The organism is Amycolatopsis cihanbeyliensis (assembly GCF_006715045.1).
GTDB classification, from domain to species: Bacteria; Actinomycetota; Actinomycetes; order Mycobacteriales; family Pseudonocardiaceae; genus Amycolatopsis; species Amycolatopsis cihanbeyliensis.
In genome coordinates, this window is the sequence record NZ_VFML01000001.1 from 3,470,402 (window position 1) to 3,489,761 (window position 19,360).

The window sequence follows — 19,360 nt, forward strand, 5'->3', positions numbered from 1 at the left end:
CCCCTACGGCTCGGGCAGCCACCGCCCGGTGTCCAGGAAACGCTCGACGACCGCGCGGTGCGGGGCGAGGTCCAGACTCTGCGCGGCCACCCAGGCGTCGTCGTAGTAGGTGTGGGTGTACCGGTCGCCGCTGTCACAGAGCAGGGTGACCACGCTGCCGGTCCGCCCCTCGGCCAGCATCCGCGCGATCAGCTGGAACGCGCCGTACAGGTTCGTCCCGGTGGAGCCGCCCGCCCAGTGCCCGGTGCGCTCGCGCAGCACCCTGATCGCGGCCAGCGAACCCGCGTCGGGCACCTGGAACATCTCGTCGATCACCCAGGGCACGAAGGAGGGCTCGACCCGGGGGCGGCCGATCCCCTCGATCCGGGAGGGCATGCCGGTGCAGTAGTCCATCGCCCCGGTCTCCCACGCCCCGTAGAACGAGGAGTTCTCCGGATCGACCACGGCGATCTTGGTGGTGTGCCGCCGGTACCGCACGTACCGGCCGAAGGTGGCGCTGGTACCGCCGGTACCCGCGCCGACCACGATCCAGGACGGCACCGGGTGTCGCTCGGAACGCAGCTGGGCGAACACCGACTCGGCGATGTTGTTGTTGCCCCGCCAGTCGGTGGCCCGCTCCGCGTAGGTGAACTGGTCGAGGTAGTGCCCGTTGCACTCGCTGGCGAGCCGCTCGGCCTCGGTGTAGATCTCCGGCGGCCGGTCCACGAAATGGCAGCGCCCGCCGTAGAACTCGATCAGCGCCACCTTCTCCTTGCTGGTGCTGCGCGGCACCACGGTGACGAACTCCAGCCCGAGCATCCGCGCGAAGTAGGCCTCGGAGACCGCGGTCGAACCGCTGGAGGCCTCGATCAGCACGGTCTCCGGCCCGATCTGCCCGTTCACCAGCCCGTACAGCAGCAGCGACCGGGCCAGCCGGTGCTTCAGCGAGCCGGTGGGGTGCACCGACTCGTCCTTGAGGTAGAGGTCGATCCCCCATTCCCGGGGCAGCGGGAAGACATGCAGGTGGGTGTCGGCACTGCGGTTGGCGTCGGCCTCGATGATCCGGACGGCCTCGCGTACCCAGGCCCGGCTGTGCGAAGCGCTCATCGACCCTCGGCATCGGGGCCGTCGGAACCCGCCTCGTCCCGCCGGGGGTCCTCGTCCTCGGGCGGGTCCTCGCCGCGCAGCTGCGCCCGCAGCCGGGCCCGCTCCCGAGCCCTGCGCTCGTTGCGCGCGGCCAGCCCGGCGGTGACCCGCGCGTTCAGTCCGCGCAACAGCAGCATGCCGATCGGCAGCCCGGTGACCAGACCGACCAGCACCGCCACCAGCAGTGGCACGCCGAGCAGGGCGAGGATCGCCGCGACCGCGCCGACCAGCGCGAACCGCGCCACCAGGTACAGGGTCAGGTCCCGGGCGAGTTGCCCGCTCGGCTCCTGCCGCTCCTCCCGCGTGTCGTCCACGGGTGCGAGGTTACGCGCCGCCATCGCCCGCTTCGGTGCCCCGGTCCAGCCCGGTGTTGTTCGGCCTGCCCTCGAACCGGGTGGACAGCACCACGGTGGTCTGCGTGCGAGCCACGCCGTCGATCCGGCGCAGCCTGCCCAGCGTGTGCTCCAGCTCGTCCACGGTGGGCACCCGCACCTTCACCACGAACGCCTCGTCGCCGGCCACCGCGTAGCAGCTCTCCACCTCCTCCAGGCTGCCGAGCGCCTCGGCCACGTCCTCGTCCGCGGCGGTGTCGGTGGGCTGGATGCCGACCAGCGCGGTCACCCCGAGGCCGACGGTTCTCGGGTCGACCACCGCGTGGTACCCGGTGATCACGCCGGCCGCCTCGAGCTTGCCGACCCGCTCGTGCACCGAGGAGGCGGACAGGCCGACGAGGCGGCCGAGCTCGGCATAGGTCGCCCTGCCGTTCTGCCGCAGCTCGGCGATGATCTTGCGATCGAGCTGGTCCACACCCTCAGCTTAACGGCAGCTTTCAGCCGGTTGGCCGCCCGCCAACGGAGCCCGATTTGTCCCTTACTACCTCTTTACTCTTCGACAACCGTTCGAGTACCCGAAGGTGTGGATGCCACGATTGCCACGTCAGCGATCTGGATCCGAAGGAGGCGGAAAGTGACCGCAACCGTGGGAGGACGGCTGCTCACACCCGGTGAAGTCGCCGCATTGTTCCGGGTCGACCCGAAAACCGTGACCCGCTGGGCCACGGCGGGCCGAATCGGCTCCATCCGCACCCCCGGCGGGCACCGCCGGTTCCGGGAAGCCGAGGTGAACGAGCTGCTCGCCGAGCTCACCACCGACGCGGGCGAGCCGGCCCAGCAACTGTAAGGCGGCCGACGCCGCTGCGTTGTGACAGGCTTGGCGACACCCGGCACCCATGAAACCGACAAAAAGGTTAACCTCGGGGTGCAGGGGGACGCAGCGGACAGGTTGGAAGGGAGCGAGCATGTTGTACTTGCTCGCGATAGTCGGGACGGTCACCGTCGCCATACTGTTGTGGAAGGCGTTCGGTTCGGAACGTGTTGGCGTGCCCTCGCGGCCGACACGGCCCATCCGGCAGGCTCCGGTCGCTCCCGACGACGACCCTGACTTCCTCCGCAAGTTGGCCGAGGAGCAGCGTCGCAAGCCGCGGGACGACGAGAACAACAGCTAGACCTGCTGGCGTCCGTGGCGGTCGTTCGGAAAGGCGTCCGCCACGGTCGCGGCGAGTTCGAGCAACGCGAGCCGGGTGCCGGACTGCAACCGGTCCAGCTCGATCTCCGCGCCCTCCTCGAGATGCGGGTCGAACGGGATCTTGCACACCCCGCGGGTACGCGCCCCGAAGTGCGCGGACAGCTTGTCCAGGTCGACCGACCCGCCCTTCGGCCGCACCGAGTTGATCACCGCGACCGAACGTTTGACCAGGTCACCGTAGCCGTGCGCATCCAGCCAGTCGAGCGTCGCCGAGGCGCTACGGGCCCCGTCCACCGAGCCGGAGGACACGATCACCAGCGCGTCCGCGACGTCCAGCACACCCTTCATCGCCGAGTGCATCAGCCCGGTCCCGCAGTCGGTGAGCACGATGTTGTAGAAGTGCTCCAGCAGGTTTACCGCACGCCGGTAGTCGTCCTCGGAGAACGCCTCGGACACCGCGGGGTCCTGCTCGCTGGCGAGGATCTCCAGCCGGCTCGCGCCCTGTGAGGTGTAGGACCGCACATCGCTGTACCGGGTGATCTTGTCCGCGTCCCGCAGCAGATGCCGCACGGTCGCGGTGGTCTCGATCGGGATCTTCTGGGACAGCGTGCCGCGATCAGGGTTGGCATCCACGGCCACCACCCGGTCGCCGCGCAGGGAGGCGAAGGTGGAGCCGAGGGTGGTCGTGGTGGTGGTCTTGCCGACGCCGCCCTTGAGGCTCAGCATCGCGATCTTGTAGCAGCCGCGCAGTGGCTGGTTCACCCGGGAGATCAGCTCCCTGCGCCTGCGGTCGGCGGGGCTCTCCCCCGGATTGATCAGGCCGCCGGTACCCGCGTACACCGCCTTGCGCCAGCCGGACTGCGGGCGCCGCTTCATCCGCTTCACCAGCTGCGCCGAGGTCAGGTCGTTGCCGCCGGCCAGCGCGTGCCTTCCGGTCGGAACCGGCGGTATCTGCTGCCCGGCGGCGCCGGGCTGTTGCTGGTACTGCGGCGGATGCAGCGGGGGCAGGTTCGGGTCGTACTGCGGCTGGTACGGCGGCGGCTGCTGGGGACCGGAAGGCGTGGCCTCGGTGTAGTAGTTCGGCGGCGCCGGTGGTGGCGCGGGCGCGGGCTGGGTCGCGCCCGGCGGCGGGGCGGCGGGGTGCGGTGTCGAGTCGGTGCGCTCCTCGGAGAAGTACCCCTGGTCGCCCTCCGCACCTGCTCCGTGGCCGCGCGCCACCTCCTCGTTGGGTTCGGTCACCGCAGTCGATCCTCCATCGCTCGGCTGTGTCAAAAAGGCGCGCTGTCTCCGGCCACGGGTGCGCGCCCACGCAGCACCTCGTGCAGGCACCTTCTGCAACAGCTCCTCGTCCGGCACGGTCGCCGTGCCGCCAGTCGCGACGGTAGTCGCCGTCCCCTCCCCGGTCGAACCGGGCCGGGTCATACCCCCGCGTAGGAGTGCAGGCCGGTGGTCACCAGGTTGATGAAGAACAGGTTGAACACGGTCACCGCGAAGCCGACCACGTTGATCACCGCCGCCCGGGTACCGCGCCAGCCCGCGGTCGCCCGCGAGTGCAGGTAGGCGGCGTAGACCACCCAGGCCACGAAGGCGACGGTCTCCTTCGGGTCCCAGCCCCAGAACCGGCCCCAGGCCGCCTCGGCCCAGATCGCGCCACAGAGCACGCCGAAGGTGAACACCGGGAAGGCGAACACCGTGGTGCGGTAGGCGACGCGGTCCAGCACCTCGAGCGCGGGCAGGCGCGGACCGAACCGCGCGAACCTGGCCGGGTCGTGCTCGTGCCGGGAGCGGACCAGGTACAGCAGGCTGGCGATACCCGGCACCAGGAACACCCCGGAGGAGGCCGCGGCGGCCGAGACGTGGATGACGAGCCAGTAGGACTGCAGCGCGGGCTGCACCGGCGCCGCCTCGGCGTACAGCATGGTGCCGCCGACGAACATCAGGATCACGACCGGCAGCAGCACGAAGGCGGAGAGGTGGCGGACCGGGTTCTTCCGCAGCACCACCAGCCAGGTCACCACGGCGATCAGGCAGACCGCCATGATGTACTCGTACATGTTTCCCCAGGGCACCCGGCTGGTGGCCAGCCCGCGCAGCACCAGCGCGGTCAGGTGCAGCAGCGCGCCGAGCACGGTGAGCGCGGCGCCCATCCGGCCGATCCGCGCGATCCGGCCACGCCGGGCCGGCGGGGCCGGGGCGGCGGGCGTGGGTTCGGTTGCCACCGGCGCACCGGCGCCGACCAGCTCCTTCGCCCGTTCCCTCGTGCGCTGCGCCGCCTGCACCCCCTGGCGCCCGAAGGACTGCTCGACCAGGAAGAAGATCATCGCCAGCAGGTACACGGCCACGGCCGTGGTGTAGGAGAGGTCGCTGTACTGCGACAACGTCTCGGTGACCGGCATCAGCTGTTCCCTCTTTCGGTGCCAGCGATCTCGTCCGCGATCCGGGTGAACTCCTCGCCGTACCCAGCCTGATCGGTACGGGCGAGCCCGCCGATTTCTACTACAGTATGTCGTTGTCCATCCTCGCCGGTGACAGGGGTCGCTCGCACCCACACCCGACGCCGTTTGACCAGCAGCGATGCGCCGAGACCAAGGAACATCGCGATCGCGAAGCCGAGTACCCACAGCTGCGTGGGGTCGTGCGAGACCTGCAGGGACACCCAGCGTTTCACCCCGTCGAAGCGGACCACGGTGCCGTCGTCAAGGCGGATCTGCTCGCCGGGATCCAGGTTCTCCCGCGCCACCCGCTCCAGCCTTCCACTGTCCACCATGGACTGGTCGATCTCGAAGATGGACTGGCCGCGGCCGGAGCTCAACCCGAGGTCCCCTCGCATCACGTCCACCGCGGCCCCGGGATCGGTCAGCTCAGGGCTCGCCGAACTGAGCACGCCGCCATGCATCAGCTTGGTCGGCGCGAACAGGCCGGTGACGGCGAGCTGCCGGTCCCGCCGCTGCTCCGGATCGGTGATCCCGGGCGGCTCGAACTTGGTCGCCCCCTCGGACAGCAGGGTGGACTGGTCCACCGGGCGCCACTGGATGGCCTGGGATCGCACGCTGCCGTCCGGGAAGGTCACCGTGAAGATCGGTGCGTACCCGTGGCCGAGCAGGTAGACCCGGTCGCCCGCGGTGCGCAGCGGGTCGTTGACCTCGAGCTGGTATGGCCGCCAGGTGCCGGTCTCCAGATCATTTCCGGACTGGTACTCGACGGCGGCCCGGTACTGCTCCGGCTGCCCTTTCGAGGTGTACTCCGCGGCGAAGTCGTTCACCCTGACGCAGAACGGGGTGAGCTCGGTGCCGTCCACCCGCAGCCCGGGGTTGAACGAGTCGTAGTTGTAGATCCCGGCGTTGCAGAAGGTCTGGCCGTCCGCGTGGACGATGACCTGCCCCTCGTAGAAGTACATCTTGCCCAGCGCGAAGGCCACGATCAGGCCGAGCATGCCGAAGTGGAACAGCAGGTTGCCGGTCTCCCTGAGATACCCGCGCTCGGCGCTGATGCTGCGTACACCCTCGCCCTCCGCGCGCTCCCGGCTGCGCCAACCACGCAGCCGGGTGTTCGCCGCGGCCAGCACCTCGTCCACGCTCGCGTCCAGCCGGACCTGCCGGTGGTGCGGCAGCCGGGCCAGGTTGCGCGGGGTGAGCACCGGCTCGGCGCGCATCGACCGCAGGTACTCCACGCTGCGCGGGGCGAGGCAGCCCACCAGCGAGACCATCAGCAGCAGGTAGATCGCGGAGAACCAGACGCTGGAGTAGACGTCGAAGAACTGCAACCGGTCCAGCAGCTCGCCCCACCAGCCGTGTTGCGCGATGTACTCCCGGGTCTTGGGCGCGTTGAGCTGCCGCTGCGGGAGCAGCGCACCGGGCATCGCCGCCAGTGCCAGCAGGAACAGCAGGATCAGCGCCGTGCGCATCGAGGTCAGCCCGCGCCAGGTGTTGCGGGCGAAGGCGAGCGCGCGGCGGGCGCGGGAGTGGGTGGCCGTCGTGGAGGTCACAGTGGCAGCTCCGTGTCGGAGATGAAGGCGTCCCGCATCCAGCCGACCAGCTCGCCCCACAGCCCGGTGACCAGCAGCACGCCCACGACGAACAGCAGTGCCCCGCCGGCGATCTGCACGTACCGGCCGTTGCGGCGGACCCAGCCGGTGGCCCGCACCGCCCAGCGCGCGCCGAGGGCGATCAGCAGGAACGGCAGGCCGAGGCCGAGGCAGTAGACGAGCACCAGCAGCATCCCGCGGGCGCCGGTCTGACCGCTGGCGGTGGCCAGCACCAGCACACCGGACAGGGTGGGACCGATGCACGGGGTCCAGCCGAGCCCGAACACGGCGCCAAGCAGCGGGGCGCCCCACAGCCCGCCCCGCGGCACCTTGTGCAGCCGGGCCTCCTTCTGCAGCGGCCGGATGCGACCGAGGAACACCAGCGCCATCGCGATGGTGACCACCCCACCGAGGCGTTGCAGGAGTTCCTGGTTGATCAGCAGCGCGTCGGCGAGCCAGATCAGGCTGCCCACCCCGGCGGCGAACACCACGGTGAAGCCGAGCACGAACAGCGCGGCCGCGCCGACGACGGCGTACCGGCCCCGCTTGCGCTGCTCCTCCGCGTCCACGGCCGGCGCGTCCGCGCCGACCAGCGCGGCGAGGTAAGCCAGGTAACCGGGGACGAGCGGGACGACACACGGGGACGCGAAGGAGATCGTGCCCGCCAGCAGGGCCACGCCGGCCGCGAGCAGCAGCGGCCCTGAGGTCGCCAGCTCGGTCACGGGGTCCACTCGATCAGGGTAAGGAGTGAACTCCGGGTGAGGCCGCCGGGCCCGGAGGGTTATGCACAATCCAGGCGACGAGGGCCGCCCGAAGCTTGCGGGGAAGGGCCCCCGCTGCGGCATGCTTTTCCGCCGCAGTAGGGGTGGCTCGTGGGGCCTGGATACGAGGTGAGCGACGAACGGCAGCCGCACGTCCAGCTGTGCATAACCCTCTTTCGCATAAATCTCCTGTCCCCGGTGGGTGCCCGGTCACTCCGCCGCCAGCCTGCGTACCACCGGCAGCAGGTCCTCGGCCAGCAGCGCGCGCAGGAAGACCGCGGCCACCCGCTGCCGCTTGTCCACCACGATGGTGGAGGGCACAGCGTTACGTGGGTAGCCACGCAGGGCCAGCATCGAACGCCCGGACTCGTCGTAGATCGAGGGGTAGGTGAGGCCCCGGTTGCGCATGAAGTCCTGCGGGGCGGCGCGGTCGGTCTCCCGTACGTCCAGGCCGAGCACCTGCACGCCCTCGTCCCTCGTCTGCTCGTACAACTTCTGCATCTCCGGTGCCTCGGCGCGGCAGGGGTCGCACCACTGCCCCCAGATGTTCAGCACGACCACCTTGCCCGCGTAGTCGGCGACCGAGATCTGCTCACCGGGCTGGAACAGGTCCTCCCCGGTGAGCTCGGGGATCCGCTGCCGGTCGGCGTCCTCGTAGAAGATGTCCACCTCGCCGCCCGGCGAGACGAACTCGAAGTCGCCGCCCTGGGTGACCGCGTCCTCCCCGGTGCTGCAGGCGGCGAGGGCCGCGACGCAGAGCAGGCAGGCGAGCAGTGTCCGCAACCGTCTCATGCGCCGGTCGTCCTCGGGTCGGTCGTGCCCGCGGGCTCGCTGTAGACCACCTCGACCAGCTCCTCGCCGATGAACACCAGGCTGGTCAGCGAGGCCAGCGAGCACTGCCGCCCGCGCGGGTCGTGCCAGAGCGTGCGTGCCTCGACGAACCGGCGCAGGGTCCAGATCGGGAGCTGGTGCGAGACACACAGCGCCTCGCAGCCCTCCGCCTTCGCCCGCGCCCGGTACACCGCGCCCAGCATCCGGTGCGCGATCTCCACGTACGGCTCGCCCCAGGACGGCCGGAAGGGGTTGCGCAGTTTGGGCCAGTGCCGGACCTGCCGCAACGCCCCGTCGCCGACCGCCACCCGCAGGCCCTCGAAGCGGTTGCTCGCCTCGATCAGCCGGTCGTCGGTGTCCACCTCCAGCCGGTGCGCGTCGGCGATCGGCGCCGCGGTCTCCCGCGCCCGCTCCAGCGGCGAGGCCACCACATAGGCGATCCGGTGGCCGGTGAGTGCCTCGGCCACGGTGATCGCCTGCTTGCGCCCGGTCGCGGAGAGCCGGAAGCCCGGCAACCTGCCGTACAGCACACCACCGGGATTGTGTACCTCGCCGTGCCGGAGCAGGTGCACGATCGTCTCGGTCACGCTCGCTCCTTCGCGGCTTCGCGCGCGGCCGCCGGCCGAGGGCGCGCTCTGCGGTCACCTTGACTGCCGCGGGTCGACACAAGGGGTGTCATGCCGGGCGTCCCGCCGCCGCTGCGGCCCGTGCGGCGGCAGGCAGGGCGGCCTCGATCGTCTCGAACGCGGCGTCGTCCATGGCCGCGTTGACGAACCAGGCCTCGAAGGCACTCGGCGGTGGGTACACCCCGCGTTCCAGCAGGGCGTGGAAGAACGGCGGGAACCGCCAGGTGTCGGCCGCGGCCGCGGCCGGGTAGTCGTGCACCGGCCGCTCGGTGAAGAACACGCTGACCAGGTTGCCCGCGTAGGACACCGTGTGCGGCACCCCCGCGCCGGTCAGCGCCTGCTCCAGCAGCGCACCGAGCCGCTGCGAGTTGGCGTCCAGCGCGCGGTAGACGGCGTCGTCCGCGGCACGCAGCGTGGCCAGGCCCGCGGCGACCGCGACCGGGTTCCCCGCCAGCGTGCCCGCCTGGTACACCGGCCCGCTGGGGGCCAGCTTGGCCATCACCTCGGCACGGCCGCCGAAGGCCGCGGCCGGCAGCCCACCGGACATCACCTTGCCGAAGGTGTAGAGGTCACCGGGGACCAGGTCGAGCCCGAACCAGCCGGAGCGGGAGACCCGGAACCCGGTCATCACCTCGTCCATGATCAGCAGCGCGCCGTGCTCGTGCGCGGCCTCGCGCAGCGCGGCGTTGAAGCCGTCCCGCGGCGGAACCGCGCCCATGTTCCCGGCCGCCGCCTCGGTGATGATCGCGGCCACCGAGTCCTGGTTGGCCGCGAGACACTGCCGGACGGCCTCGATGTCGTTGTACGGCAACACGATGGTGTCCGAGGCCTGGGTGCCGGTGACGCCCGGCGAGGTCGGCAGGCCGAGGGTGGCGACCCCGGATCCGGCCTGCGCCAGCAGCGCGTCCACGTGACCGTGGTAACAGCCCGCGAACTTGATGATCTTGCTGCGCCCGGTGAACGCCCTGGCCAACCGGATCGCGCTCATGGTGGCCTCGGTGCCGGAGTTCACCAGCCGCACCTGCTCCACCGGGTCGACCCTGCCGATGATCTCCTCGGCCAGCTCGACCTCGCCGGTGGTCGGGGTGCCGAAGGACAGCCCCGCGGACGCCGCCTCCCTGGCGGCCTCGACCACCCCCGGATGGGCGTGCCCGAGGATCATCGGCCCCCAGGAGGACACCAGGTCGACGTAGGTGTTGCCGTCGGCATCCCACAGGTGCGCGCCCTCGCCGCGCACCATGAACCGGGGCGTGCCGCCGACCGAGCTGAACGCCCGCACCGGGGAGTTCACCCCGCCGGGGGTGGCCGTCTCCGCCCGCTCGAACCATGACTTGGACCGCTCGACTCGCTGTGTCACACCGCCAGTCTGGCAAAGGCGGGTACCCCGACCGCGCGGCGGCCGGGTTCAGTGCTTCTCTGGAAACGCGCGTCCCTCTCTCGGCACCGCAGTTCACGGCAGCGCTCGGACGCCCTGTCAGTGCCTGTACTTCCGGTGCTTGCGCCGGCGGGTACGAACCGCGAGCAGCGACTGCCGCAGGGCGTCGACCAGCAGGATCGCGGCCAGCGTGGCCAGGCCGACCGCGCCGCCGACCCAGTCGCCGGAGTAGTGCGTGGAGGTCAGCTCCGTGCCGTCGGGAAGCCGGGTGGTGACCGTGCTGATGGCGCTGGACCAGCAGGCCGTCGCCGCCCAGGCGGCCAGCGCGGCGAGAACCAGCTCGAGCAGCGCGACCAGCGCCCGCCATGGCTGGTGCAGCGGCCCCGGGGTGTCTTCCGGTTCTTCCGGCCAGGCGGGCGCATCCGCCGACGCGGAGGCGAGCTCGTTCATGGAGCGCAAGGTTATCCGGCTTTCCTTGCCTCGTGAAGCGCGCTGCGCAACCGCTCGCCGTCCCGTGCCCAGGCCAGCGCCAAGGATCCGTCGTCCAGCCGGACCGGCACCTCGGTGTACTTGCGCGGGACGGTCCAGCCGCCGCCGAGCACCCGGGTGCCGAGCGGGGCGTCGATCTCGGCCAGCTCGGCGATCCGCGCCACCGGCAGCGTCTCCCTGCCCTGCCACAACATGCTCGGAGTGACCCGGACCAGCAGGAAACGCCGCCGCGCGTACACCCACGCCGCGCTGAGCAACAGCAGCACCACCCCGACCAGCACCCAGGCGAAGATGTGTGTGGGCCCGCCGAGCGACAACTCGGCGAGGTAACCGGCCAGCGCGAAAGCCGGCCCCCACAGCAGCGGGGCACCGCCGGCGCCGGGCTCGTGGTAGATCGTGGTCTCCGCAGCCGGTTCGGTCATCGGAGCGGGGACCGGGGCAGCTTCGGGAAGTAGTACGCGACGCTCGGCAGGTACATCAGCACCAGCGCGGCGACCGCGAGCAGCGTGGACAGGGTGGCGAAGATGACGTGCCCGAACAGGACGAACTGGAAGAGCATGGTCACCACGGCCAGCACGGTGAGCACCGAGCGGGCCGACCGGGTCCCCTCCCGCGCCTTGTACGCGAACAGCACGAACAGCGCGGCGAAGGCGATCGAGCCGACCAGCACGGCCCAGAGGAAGGTGGTGGTTCCGGAGGCCATGTCCGCGGGGGTGATCCGGTCGTCCCTGGTCTGCTCGAGCAGTTGCTCGATGATCTGGTCCTTACTGACCAGGGTCAGCACGTAGCCGGCGACCATCGAAAGGCCCGACCCGACCCACAGGCCGAAGGAGATGTTCACCACCCGCGGCGGGTTCACCTCCTTCGGCGCGTCGCCGGGCAGGCGTGGCGCGGGCGGTAGCCCGTCCGCGCGCCGCTGGTCGTCCGACTCCTCCGGGGTACTCACGCCGGGCAGCCTAGCGGTCCCGGTCCAGCCATGCCGCCGCCTCCGCGGCCCAGTAGGTCAGCACCAGGTCCGCGCCCGCCCTGCGGATCGAGGTCAGCACCTCGAGCACGGTGCGCTCGCGGTCCAGCCAGCCGTTCGCGGCCGCCGCCTCGACCATCGCGTACTCGCCGGAGATGTTGTACGCGGCCACCGGCACCGGTGCTGTCTCCGCCGCCGCCCGCACAACGTCCAAATAGGACAGCGCGGGCTTGATCATCACGATGTCCGCGCCCTCGGCGACGTCCAGCTCGATCTCCCGCAGTGCCTCCCTGGCGTTACCGGAGTCCTGCTGGTAGGTCTTGCGGTCCCCCTGCAGCTGGGAGTCCACCGCCTCGCGGAACGGGCCGTAGAACGCGCTGGCGTACTTGGCCGAGTAGGCGAGGATTCCGGTGTCGGGGTACCCGGCGCCGTCCAGCGCGCGACGGATCACGCCCACCTGGCCGTCCATCATCCCGCTCGGGCCGAGCAGGTGCGCCCCGGCCTCGGCCTGGGCGAGCGCCATCGCCGCGTAGCGGTCCAGGGTGGCGTCGTTGTCCACCGCGCCGCGCTCGTCCAGCACCCCGCAGTGTCCGTGGTCGGTGAACTCGTCCAGGCAGGTGTCGGCCATCAGCACGGTGTCGTCCCCGAGCTCGGCCCGCAGGTCGGCGAGGGCAAGGTTGAGGATGCCCCGCTCGTCGGTGGCCCCGGAGCCAATGGCGTCCCTCGTGCTGGGCACCCCGAAGACCATCAGCCCGCCGACCCCGGCCCGCACGGCGTCCACAGCCGCCGCGCGCAACGAGTCCCTCGTGTGCTGCACCACGCCCGGCATGCTGCTGATCGGGCGCGGCCCGCTCGCCCCCTCGGCGACGAACATGGGCAGGATCAGCTGGCGCGGACGCAGGGTGGTCTCGCTGACCAGCCGTCGCATGGCCGGGCTGACGCGAAGCCGTCGTGGACGATGTTCGGGAAACACCCCCGCACGGTACTCCCCGCGCGGCGGCCGGTCAGGTGCGGCGGGTGCGCTTGGCCTTGCGGGGTGGAGGGAGGGCGCCCTCGGCGCGCAGCCGGGAGGCGTGCTCGGCCAGCGCGTCCACCAGCATGACCACGTTCGGGTGCTCCGGCTGCACGTCCACCCGCAGGCCGAACTCGGTCGCGGTCTCCGCGGTCTTCGGACCGATGCAGGCCACCAGGGTGCGGGCATGCGGCTTGCCCGCGATCCCGACCAGGTTGCGCACCGTGGAGGAGGAGGTGAAGCATACCGCGTCGAACCCGCCGGTCTTGATCATCTCGCGGGTCTCGGCAGGCGGCGGCGCGGCCCGCACGGTCCGGTACGCCGTCACGTCGTCGATCTCCCAGCCCCGGTCGCTGAGGCCGGCCGACAGGGTCTCGGTGGCGATGTCCGCGCGCGGCAGCAGCACCCGGTCCACCGGGTCCAGCACGTCGTCGTAGGGCGGGAACTCCGCGAGCAGGCCCTCGCTGGACTGCTCGCCGGAGGGCACCAGCTCCGGGATGATGCCGAAGGAGCGCACCTTCTCCGCGGTGGCCTCGCCGACACAGGCGATCTTCACCCCGGAGAACGCGCGGGCGTCCAGGCCGAACTCCTCGAACTTCTCCCACACCGCACGCACCGCGTTGGTGGAGGTGAACACCAGCCACTGGTAGCGGCCGTCCACGAGCCCCTTGACCGAGCGCTCCATCTGCGCCGGGCTACGCGGCGGCTCCACCGAGATGGTGGGCACCTCCTGCGAGGTGGCGCCGTGGCTGCGCAGCCGCTCGGCCATGTCGCCCGCCTGCTCCTTGGTCCGCGGCACCAGCACCTTCCAGCCGTACAGCGCGCGGGACTCCCACCAGGACAGCTTCGAGCGGTTGCCCGCCTCCTCGCCGATGGTCACCACCAGCGGGCCGACCAGCTCACCGGCGTCGGCGGAGAGGGTGCCCAGCGTGCTGTCCACGGTGCGCTGGGTGTTGATCGTGCCGTTGCAGGTCACCGCGACCGGGGTGTCCGCGGGCTGCCCCTTGTCGACCAGCGCGGAGGCCGCCTCGGCGAGGTGGCTGGAGGTGGCGTGCAGCACCAGCGGGCCGGGCACGGTCGCCAGCGCGGCCCAGTCCACCTCCCCGCGCGCGTCCACCTCGGTGTGCGTGCCGCCGAGCGCGACCCCGGCGTAGGCGGGCACGGCGGCGCCGGGCGAGACCCCGGGCACCACGTCGAACACGGCGCTGGTGCGCGCCACCGCCTGTACCTCGGCCACGACGGCCGGCTGGGTCAGCGGGTCGCCGCCGACAAGGCGCAGCACCAGCCTGCCCGCCTTGGCCTCGGCCGCGAGGTCCTTGGCGACATCGCCCGGCTCGCCGACGGCGGGACGCACCTCGGCCTCGGCACCGGCGTAGGCGAGCGCGGTGGAGGGCACATCGGGGTCGGTCACCACCAGCTCGGCCTTGGCCAGCAGCTCCTGGGCGCGAACGGTCAGCAGCCCGGCGTCGCCGGGGCCCGAGCCCACGAAGGCGACGCGCCCGGTGGACTTTCGTGCGCGGGTCATCTCGTGTATTTCTCCTCGTCAGCGGCCGTGGCGACGCAGCCGGACGGCCTTTACCTACCTTGCGTGAGCTTCGTCAGTGCTCAGTGCTGTTGCTGCTGTTACTCGGTGCGCTCAGGTGCGCTACTGGGCGGCGCGACCGGGCCCGGGGAGGGCGCCGGCCCCGAGTTCGAGCAGCTCCGCGGCCACATCCCGGCCGAGCTGCTCCACCTCGCCCTTCTCGGCGACGGCCGAGGCACGAAGGATCTCCACGGCCTCACCGTCCAGCCCCGCGGCGGCGACCCCGCGCAACGAGACACGCTCCACAACGGAGCCGGACTCGTCCAGGTCCTCCACCACGTCGGCCAGCGCACCGACGGGCGCGCTGCAACCGGCCTCGAGCGCGGCCAGCATGGCCCGCTCGGCCGTCACCGCGACCCTCGTCACTTCATCATCCACAAGGGACTGAAGAAGATGTTCCACGTCCACGTCGTCGACGCGGGTCTCCACCGCCAGCGCGCCCTGCGCGGGTGCGGGCAGCAGTTGGATCGGGTCCAACGTCTCGGTGATCACGTTCAGCCGGTCCACCCTGGCCAGCCCGGCGCGGGCGAGCACCACCGCATCCAGCTCGCCACCGAACACCTTGCCGAGGCGGGTGTCGATGTTGCCACGGATCGGCACCACCTCGAGGCCGAGGCCGAGCCCGCGCAGCTGGGCACTGCGCCGCGGCGAACCGGTGCCGACCGTAGAGCCCGGCGGCAGTTCGGCGAGGGTCAGGCCGTCCCGCGCGATCAACGCGTCCCGCGGGTCGGCTCGCTGCGGCACCGCGGCCAGCGCGATCCCGGGCTCCGGCGTGGTCGGCAGGTCCTTGTAGGAGTGCACGGCCACGTCCACCCTGCCCTGCACCAGCGCCTCGCGGAGCGCGGAGGTGAACACGCCGACCCCGATCTCGGCGATCGGTGCGCTGGAGCGGTCCCCCGGTGTGGAGATCGTGACGACCTCCACCCGCTGGCCGGCCCGCTCCAGTGCCTTCGCCACGGCGCCGGTCTGCGCGAGGGCGAGCATGCTCCCCCGCGTCCCGATCCGGATGGTCCTGGTAGTCGTCCTAGCGGTCATCGTCAACGCCACCGTCCACACGCGACCTGCCCCGCTGGGCGTCGCGGACGTCGATCTGGTCGTGTTTGCCCGCGCCGGACGGGCTGGCCACCGCGGCGGGCGCCTGCGGGTCGAGCCCGAACAGCTCGCGCAGCGCACCGGCGTAGTCGGTGTCCGCGGTCTCCGCGGCCAGTTGCTTGACCCGCACGGTCGGCGCGTGCAGCAGCTTGTCGACCACCCTGCGCACCGTGCCGGCCAGCTCGGTGCGGACCTCCTCGTCCAGCTCGGGCAACCGGTTGTCCAGCCGGAGCAGCTCGGCGTCCACCACCTCGGCCGCGCGCCTGCGCAGCGCGGTCACGGTCGGGGTCACCTCGGCGCTGCGCTGGCCCGCGAGGTACTCGCGCACCTCGTCCAGCACGATGCCGGTGGCCTTGGCGATCTGCCTGGCGCTGCTGGTGCCGCCGGAGCCGCTCGCCGCGGCGGCGTCCATCCGCCGCCGCACGGTCTCCAGGTCGACCACCCGCACCCCGGGCATCCGGTCGACCTCGGGCGCGACATCGCGCGGCAGGCCGAGATCGAACACCACCAGCGGGTCACCGGACCGGGCCGCGAGCACCCGCTCGACCAACCCGGCCTCCAGCACCGCACCCTGCGCCCCGGTGCAGCACACCGCGAGGTCGGCGGCGGTGAGCTGCTCGGCAAGCGAGCCGATGTCCGCGGCCCGCGCCCGCAGGCCCTGCTCGGCCAGTGACTCGGCCAGCCGCTCGGCGTTGGCCCTGGTGCGGTTCACCACGGTGATCTCGCCGATGCCGTCCTTGCGTAGCTGGGACGCGGCCAGCGCACCCATCGAGCCCGCGCCCACCACCACGGCGCGCTTGCCCTCGACCGCGGGCGCCTCGGCAAACGCCTCGGACACCACCGAGGCACCCAGCGCACCGAGGCCGGTCTCGCTGTGCACCCGCTTGCCGACCCGCAGTGTGGTCTGGACCAATTCGTGCATGGTGCGGCCGACCGTGCCGGCCTCCCGCGCCGCGGCGTAGGCAGCGCGGACCTGACCGAGGATCTGGGTCTCGCCGACCACCATCGAGTCGAGCCCGGCCGCGACGGAGAACACGTGCTCCACCGCGGCACCGGCGTAGTGCACGTACAGCTTGTCGTAGAGATCGGACGGCTCGAGCCCGGCCTGCCGCGCCAGCACGGCCGAGATGTCGGCGAGCCCGCCGTGGAAGGTCTCCACCACCGCGTAGACCTCGATGCGGTTGCAGGTGGAGACCAGCATCACCTCACCGACGTGCTGGGCCTGCTGCAACTCGTGCAGCACCTTGTCGAGTTCGTCCGCGGGCACCGTGGCCCTGGCCAGCACGCCGAGATCGGCCGTGCGATGGGAGAGCCCGACCGCCAGTACGCTCATCACCGCACCACCATTCCGTCCATGCCGTCGCCAAGCCCCAGCCCGGGCTCGGCCTGCCCGGCGCCGTTCGCCGCGGGTTCCGCGCCATCGGCCCGCCGGGCCACATGGAAGGACAGGATCTGCAGCTCGACCGCGAGGTCGACCTTGCGTACCTCCACGTGTTCGGGCACTTGCAACACCACCGGCGCGAAATTCAGGATGCACTGCACCCCGCCGGCGACCAGCCGGTCACAGACGGACTGTGCCGCGGTCGGCGGGGTGGCGATGACCCCGATGGAGATCTGCCGCTCGGCGCACACCGCCGGGATGTCGTCAAGGTGCGACACCGGCAGCCCGCCGACCGGAACGCCCATCAGATCCGGGTCGACGTCGAACAGCGCCTCGACCGGAAAGCCCCGCCCGGGGAAACCGCCATAGTTTGCCAACGCATGACCGAGGTTACCGATTCCCACCACGGCGACCTTGTGTTGCCGGGTCAGCCCGAGCGTGCGCTCGATCTGCCCGACCAGCACGGCCACGTCGTAGCCGACCCCGCGGGTGCCGTAGGAGCCGAGGTAGGAGAGGTCCTTGCGGAGCTTGGCGGAGTTCACCCCGGCGGCCGAGGAGAGCTCCTCGCTGGACACCGTGGTGGCGCCCTGGTCGGACATGGCGGAGAGCACCCGCAGGTAGACGGCCAGCCGGGCGACGGCGGCCTCCGGGATGGACTTCGCCCTGGCGGCGACCGGGTCCGGGACCTGCCCGTTCTCCTCCACCGCGAGCATCTCGGCCGTCGGTGCGTTGTCGGCGTCCGGAGTGCCGGCCGCTCCGCCGGTGCGCTTGTGCGCGGCCTTGGCGCCGTTTCGCCGGCCCCGCTGTGCCACCACGCTGGCCTCTCCTCGTCGGTCGGCCACGGCCGACCGCGTCGCTCGTTCGAAAGTAATCCTTGACCCCGCGGCCGTCCCGGTGTTCGATATTCCGCCAGCCGTTCGGGGTCTTGTCATACGGTAGCTACTTGTGAACGCAGGCACAAAGTGGCTGGTCGGGCCGCACTCGCCGGTGCAACGGCAGTTCCTCAGCGAGCGGTGAGGGCCACCGTGTGCCAGCCGGTCGCGCCGTCCGGCACCACCCCGGCGCGCTGCCCGGTCTGCACGTAACCGGACCGGTCGGTGGCGCGGCAGGAAACCCGGTGCTCGCCGGGCGGGACGTCCAGCACCGCCCGCCACATCCGCCAGGTGTCCACGTTCACCTCGGTGGCTAGCTCCGCGCGCTGCCACTCGTTCTCGTCCAGCCGCACCTCCACCCGCGCGATGCCGAGGGTCTGCGCCCAGGCGATCCCGGTCACCACCACCCTGCCGGCGGGAAGGTCGGCACCGGCACCCGGGGCGTCGATCCGGGACTGGGTCTTCACCGGCGCGCGGCGCGCCCAGCCGCGGTCCAGCCAGTATGCCCGGCGCGCGTCCCAGGTGGTGATCTCGATCTCGCGGACCCACTTGGTCGCCGAGACATAGCCGTACAGGCCGGGAATCACCATGCGGGCGGGGAAACCGTGCTCCACCGGCAGCGGCTCGCCGTTCATCCCGATGGCGAGCAGCGCACCGCGGTCCCGCTCGAGCGCGGCGGCCAGCGGCGTGCCGCAGGTCCAGCCGTCCTCGCTGGTGGAGAACAGCTGCTGGGCACCGGGCCGGATACCGGCCTCGCGCAGCAGGTCACCCAGGTCCACACCGAGGAAGTTCGAGGTCGAGATGTAGGGGCCGCCCACCTGGTTGGACACGCAGCAGAGCGTGATCGTGCGCTCGACCAGTGGCCGGGACCGGATATCGGCGTAGTCGAAGGTCAGCTCCCGCTCCACCATGCCGTGGATGCGTAACGTCCAGTCCGCCGCACGCAGCTGCGGCACGATGACCGCGGTGTCGATCCGGTAGAAGTCCTGGTTGGCGGTGCGGAAGGTCGGGGTGCCCTGCCCGGAGAAGTCCGCGCCCGCCGGGATCGGTGGGGCGGGCCGGGCCGCGGCGAGATCGCCGACGGCCTGGCGCGAGCCCTCCGCGTCGGTACCGCTGCCGATGAGCTGGCCGGCGAGTCCGGCGACGCCCGCACCCGCCGCGACCCCGCCCGCGCCGATCAGGAACCGGCGCCGATCCGGCGCCGTGTGCTCGCCGAGCTCGAACCCGCCGGCCCGGGCCCGGTCGAGCAGCCAGCGGAAGGTCAGCACCCCGGCGAGCAGGCTGGCGGCGGGGGCGGCCAGCGCCCCCGACCCGAGGTCGGGCCTGCCGTACACGGCCAGGCCGCCGAGCACGCCGAACACCACGATCAGCACGGTGCCCGGCAGCGGGCCCCTGCGGGACAGCAGCCCGGCCAGCACCGCGAGGCCGAGCAGCACCAGCGCCATCCCGAGCAGCAGCACCAGCTTGTCGTAGGTGCCGAAGGCATCGACCGCGAAGTCCTTCAGCCAGGCCGGGGTGAGGTCGATCGCCGCGTTCGCGACCGCGAGGTACGGCGAGGCGTTGATCCCGATGAACGCGGCCACCAGGTGCCCCGAGCCGAGCGCCGCGACCAGGGCGAGCACCCCGGCCAGCGCGGCGGCCCCGCGCGGCGGTGTCGGTATGCCCTGCTCGGCGGCGGCGGGTGAGTTCATGCCTCCATGGT

The 19,360-nt window shown here is 71.7% G+C and carries 21 protein-coding genes; 2 read left to right on the plus strand and 19 right to left on the minus strand.

All coding sequences use genetic code 11. From position 1 onward, the window contains the following. Positions 1 to 3 precede the first annotated feature (3 nt). From cds1 to FB471_RS15325, 3 genes are read right to left on the minus strand one after another with little or no spacing between them, the layout of a single operon-like run. Positions 4 to 1,086 (minus strand): L-cysteine desulfhydrase Cds1, encoded by a 1,083-nt coding sequence (cds1, locus tag FB471_RS15315; protein WP_141998981.1) that lies wholly within the window; start codon positions 1,084 to 1,086, stop codon positions 4 to 6. Continuing rightward, on the minus strand, positions 1,083 to 1,439 hold the full coding sequence (locus FB471_RS15320; RefSeq protein ID WP_246076420.1) for a DUF4229 domain-containing protein: 357 nt from the start codon (positions 1,437 to 1,439) through the stop codon (positions 1,083 to 1,085). Before FB471_RS15320 ends, cds1 begins: the two co-directional genes overlap by 4 nt. Positions 1,440 to 1,449: 10 nt before the next feature. Continuing rightward, a complete protein-coding gene (locus FB471_RS15325) occupies positions 1,450 to 1,932 on the minus strand; it encodes an Lrp/AsnC family transcriptional regulator (RefSeq protein ID WP_141998985.1) in 483 nt (160 codons plus the stop codon). 159 nt (positions 1,933 to 2,091) lie between these two features. Between FB471_RS15325 and FB471_RS15330 the strand changes: the two genes are divergently transcribed. Continuing rightward, entirely contained in the window at positions 2,092 to 2,304 is a 213-nt protein-coding gene (locus FB471_RS15330; RefSeq protein WP_141998987.1) for a BldC family transcriptional regulator, read from the plus strand. A 118-nt stretch (positions 2,305 to 2,422) separates the two neighbouring features. Beyond that, positions 2,423 to 2,629 (plus strand): hypothetical protein, encoded by a 207-nt coding sequence (locus tag FB471_RS15335; RefSeq protein ID WP_141998989.1) that lies wholly within the window; start codon positions 2,423 to 2,425, stop codon positions 2,627 to 2,629. On the opposite strand, the gene FB471_RS15340 is transcribed toward FB471_RS15335, so the two are convergent. From FB471_RS15340 to FB471_RS15415, 16 genes are all read right to left on the minus strand, one after another. Further along, complete coding sequence (locus tag FB471_RS15340; protein WP_141998991.1) at positions 2,626 to 3,888, minus strand: MinD/ParA family ATP-binding protein; 1,263 nt, start codon at positions 3,886 to 3,888, stop codon at positions 2,626 to 2,628. The genes FB471_RS15335 and FB471_RS15340 overlap by 4 nt on opposite strands. A gap of 179 nt (positions 3,889 to 4,067) precedes the next feature. Next, positions 4,068 to 5,045: a c-type cytochrome biogenesis protein CcsB gene (gene ccsB / locus FB471_RS15345; protein ID WP_141998993.1), complete on the minus strand. Its 978-nt coding sequence runs from the start codon at positions 5,043 to 5,045 to the stop codon at positions 4,068 to 4,070. Next, positions 5,045 to 6,553, minus strand: a complete 1,509-nt coding sequence (gene resB, locus FB471_RS15350) for a cytochrome c biogenesis protein ResB (protein ID WP_142001971.1) — start codon at positions 6,551 to 6,553, stop codon at positions 5,045 to 5,047. Before resB ends, ccsB begins: the two co-directional genes overlap by 1 nt. 77 nt (positions 6,554 to 6,630) lie before the next feature. Next, positions 6,631 to 7,404: a cytochrome c biogenesis CcdA family protein gene (locus FB471_RS15355; protein ID WP_141998995.1), complete on the minus strand. Its 774-nt coding sequence runs from the start codon at positions 7,402 to 7,404 to the stop codon at positions 6,631 to 6,633. A gap of 240 nt (positions 7,405 to 7,644) precedes the next feature. Continuing rightward, on the minus strand, positions 7,645 to 8,226 hold the full coding sequence (locus FB471_RS15360) for a TlpA disulfide reductase family protein (protein WP_141998997.1): 582 nt from the start codon (positions 8,224 to 8,226) through the stop codon (positions 7,645 to 7,647). Next, a complete protein-coding gene (locus tag FB471_RS15365) occupies positions 8,223 to 8,852 on the minus strand; it encodes a histidine phosphatase family protein (RefSeq protein ID WP_141998999.1) in 630 nt (209 codons plus the stop codon). Before FB471_RS15365 ends, FB471_RS15360 begins: the two co-directional genes overlap by 4 nt. A gap of 88 nt (positions 8,853 to 8,940) precedes the next feature. Further along, positions 8,941 to 10,248, minus strand: a complete 1,308-nt coding sequence (gene hemL / locus FB471_RS15370; RefSeq protein ID WP_141999001.1) for a glutamate-1-semialdehyde 2,1-aminomutase — start codon at positions 10,246 to 10,248, stop codon at positions 8,941 to 8,943. Between the two features lie 117 nt (positions 10,249 to 10,365). Further along, entirely contained in the window at positions 10,366 to 10,716 is a 351-nt protein-coding gene (locus tag FB471_RS15375) for a hypothetical protein (protein WP_141999003.1), read from the minus strand. 11 nt (positions 10,717 to 10,727) lie between these two features. Next, entirely contained in the window at positions 10,728 to 11,177 is a 450-nt protein-coding gene (locus tag FB471_RS15380; protein ID WP_141999005.1) for a DUF3093 family protein, read from the minus strand. After that, positions 11,174 to 11,701, minus strand: coding sequence for a hypothetical protein (locus FB471_RS15385; RefSeq protein WP_141999007.1), 528 nt, complete (start codon positions 11,699 to 11,701; stop codon positions 11,174 to 11,176). Before FB471_RS15385 ends, FB471_RS15380 begins: the two co-directional genes overlap by 4 nt. A gap of 10 nt (positions 11,702 to 11,711) precedes the next feature. Next, complete coding sequence (gene hemB, locus FB471_RS15390) at positions 11,712 to 12,692, minus strand: porphobilinogen synthase (protein WP_141999009.1); 981 nt, start codon at positions 12,690 to 12,692, stop codon at positions 11,712 to 11,714. Between the two features lie 31 nt (positions 12,693 to 12,723). Then, a complete protein-coding gene (locus FB471_RS15395) occupies positions 12,724 to 14,256 on the minus strand; it encodes a bifunctional uroporphyrinogen-III C-methyltransferase/uroporphyrinogen-III synthase (RefSeq protein WP_141999011.1) in 1,533 nt (510 codons plus the stop codon). A 120-nt stretch (positions 14,257 to 14,376) separates the two neighbouring features. Next, entirely contained in the window at positions 14,377 to 15,348 is a 972-nt protein-coding gene (gene hemC, locus FB471_RS15400) for a hydroxymethylbilane synthase (RefSeq protein ID WP_141999013.1), read from the minus strand. Then, positions 15,338 to 16,738, minus strand: coding sequence for a glutamyl-tRNA reductase (locus FB471_RS15405; RefSeq protein WP_141999015.1), 1,401 nt, complete (start codon positions 16,736 to 16,738; stop codon positions 15,338 to 15,340). The genes hemC and FB471_RS15405 overlap by 11 nt, the downstream gene beginning before the upstream one ends. Continuing rightward, a complete protein-coding gene (locus FB471_RS15410) occupies positions 16,738 to 17,601 on the minus strand; it encodes a redox-sensing transcriptional repressor Rex (RefSeq protein WP_141999017.1) in 864 nt (287 codons plus the stop codon). The genes FB471_RS15405 and FB471_RS15410 overlap by 1 nt, the downstream gene beginning before the upstream one ends. Before the next feature lie 188 nt (positions 17,602 to 17,789). Continuing rightward, complete coding sequence (locus FB471_RS15415) at positions 17,790 to 19,349, minus strand: molybdopterin-dependent oxidoreductase (protein WP_141999019.1); 1,560 nt, start codon at positions 19,347 to 19,349, stop codon at positions 17,790 to 17,792. Positions 19,350 to 19,360: the final 11 nt, after the last annotated feature.